Annotated in this window: 1 protein-coding gene; it reads left to right on the plus strand. The window is 34.1% G+C overall.

Annotation, left to right across the window (positions count from 1 at the left end; all coding sequences use genetic code 11):
- The first annotated feature begins 118 nt into the window (after positions 1-118).
- On the plus strand, positions 119-1,777 hold the full coding sequence (locus BLT15_RS12945; protein ID WP_089762492.1) for an AAA domain-containing protein: 1,659 nt from the start codon (positions 119-121) through the stop codon (positions 1,775-1,777).
- Positions 1,778-2,495 lie beyond the last annotated feature (718 nt).

Genomic DNA, 2,495 nt, shown 5'->3' on the forward strand with positions numbered 1-2,495 from the left:
TTCCTCCTCCGTGAAATGCTTGACGGGTCTTTTAGTGAAGTAATGTAAAGTAATTTTAAAAGGTTTAACTTGATTTTAATGGTAGCATAGAACAGCTAGCCCTGACCAGGTTGCCCGTTTGTTTGATCTTGAAGATAAGTTTGATCATGTAATATTTGATGAGGCAAGTCAGATTCCTTTGGAAAATGCCTTGCCTGCTCTGGCTCGGGGAGAAAGAATTACCGTAGTAGGGGATAAAAACCAGATGCCTCCCAACCGGCTTTTTCATAAGGCTATCAGTCGAGAAGAATCAGATAACATTGCCGAAGACGAAAAGAGTAGTTTGCTTGATGCAGCAGATGATGTCTGGCCAGATAAAATGTTAAAATATCATTATCGCAGTAGATATCCGGAATTAATAGATTTTTCTAATAGGGCTTTTTATGATGGTAAGTTGATGATTGCTCCATCTTGTACTAGGAAACAAAGTGAATATAGAGCTTTAGATTGGCATCAAATTAATGGCAAATGGGAGAAAAGAACTAATGAAATTGAAGGAGAAGCGGTCATTAATTATCTTTTGGAACAACTTCCTGCTAAAGAACAAATGACTGGTAAAACTTTATGGGGGGTTGTTACTTTTAATCAGGATCAAGCTGATATATTGGTCGATATTTTACAGAAAAAACTGGAAGGTAAGCGTAAAGAAAGTGAATTGACCGATGTAGAAAAAATAGTATGGGAATGGTGTATTGGTAGTATAACTACTAATTCTTATGTTTGGATTAAAAATTTAGAAAATGTCCAGGGGGATGAAGTAAAGCATATGATTATGTCAGTTGGTTATGCTATTGATTCTGAGATGGGAAGGGTTCCTAATAGATTTGGCCTATTGAATAGAGAAGGAGGTGGGAAACGTCTCAATGTAGCAGTAACAAGAGCCCAGGAAAGTATAGATATATTCTGCTCATTTGATCCAGATTATGATTTAGAAGTAGCTAGTACCTCTAATCGTGGCCCTAAACTCTTTAAAGACTATTTAAGATATGTAAAATATATCAGTGAAGGTAATGATGGAGATGCTCAAAACTTACTAGAGGATCTTCAAAAGAGGAATAATCTGTCTCAGGGGGAAGTTAGTTTTTATGATTATGATTCTCCTTTTGAGAAAAAAGTAGCTCAGGCTTTGCGAAAAAGAGGATATGAGATTCATACCCAGGTTGGAAGTTATGGTTATCGGATAGACCTCGGTTTAGTAAATCCTAATAATGAAGAGGAATACTTACTAGGTATCGAATGTGACGGAGCTCAATATCATAGCAGTAAATCTGCCCGGGAACGTGATATTCACCGTCAGAAATTCCTGGAAAACAAAGGCTGGCAGATAGAACGAATATGGTCTAGAAAATGGTGGGAAAAACCACAACAAGTCCTTGATGAACTGGAAGAAAAAATTAATAAAGCCTTGAACACTGAAGAACTAGATAAAGAAAAAGAAGTTGATGATACATTCGAGAGCAAAAAAGATAGAGTTGAATCACTAATGGATGATATAGATTATAATGAGACCTTTGAAAAAATAACTCAGAGAATTATTGAATTGATGTTAGAAACTAGAGATAAATATTCTAATAAAGAATTACAAAAAAACTTGAATTATAAAGATGCAGAAGGAATTAGAAAAGCAATACAACCCTTAAGAGACCAAAATATTATTTTAAAAGAAGGAGAAGGACCAGGCACAAAATATTATATTGATAAATTGAGAGTTCTAGATTATCATAAAAAAGCTCAATGAAAATGTTATTATTATTCATAAATCTTAATCTTAGCTATTTGTGGAGTATGATATTATAAAAGTGACTTATTAGCTTATTATAATCAATCACATTATTATGTGTTTTAATTAATTGCATAAATTAAATAAAATTCCTTAATTAATTTTCATTAACTACCCCAAATCTGTTAGGAAAGCGGATCAACTGAAGTTAAAAAATCGTCTAGACCAACAAATTGGCTATCAAAGGCTGGGGAGAGAATGAGGTTTACATACCCGGCGTTATGTTAGTTAAATCCAAAGCTATTTATCGGACGATGGATTTTCTTTTGGAAAGCTAAGATGAATTGGAATACAAAGTATTAGATTCTGCAGCTCATGAGTTTGATTTAGAAATAGATCTTATGATGAGTTGTTAAAGTCGCTATGAATGACCCTAAGTTAGCAAAGGAAGAAAGATGTCATGACTATAGCTGAAGAGTTAGAGAAAAAAGTATGCGTAAAGCTACAACGGCATTAAGTTTGCTGGTTAGAAAAATGAAGATTAAAATTAATAATCTGCCTTGGATTTGATGTTCTATTTATGGTTAATCGATGGTTTAAACATGGTTAGTAATCCGCTTTTACAGGGGCGGGCTTTTTATCTGTTTTTGGTAAACTAAAAATACAGAGAATGGAAACTAAAATTACAGAGGTGTACCTGAAAAAGGAGGGACACCTCCAGGCATCCTAGAATTAA

The organism is Halarsenatibacter silvermanii (assembly GCF_900103135.1).
GTDB classification, from domain to species: Bacteria; Bacillota; Halanaerobiia; order Halanaerobiales; family Halarsenatibacteraceae; genus Halarsenatibacter; species Halarsenatibacter silvermanii.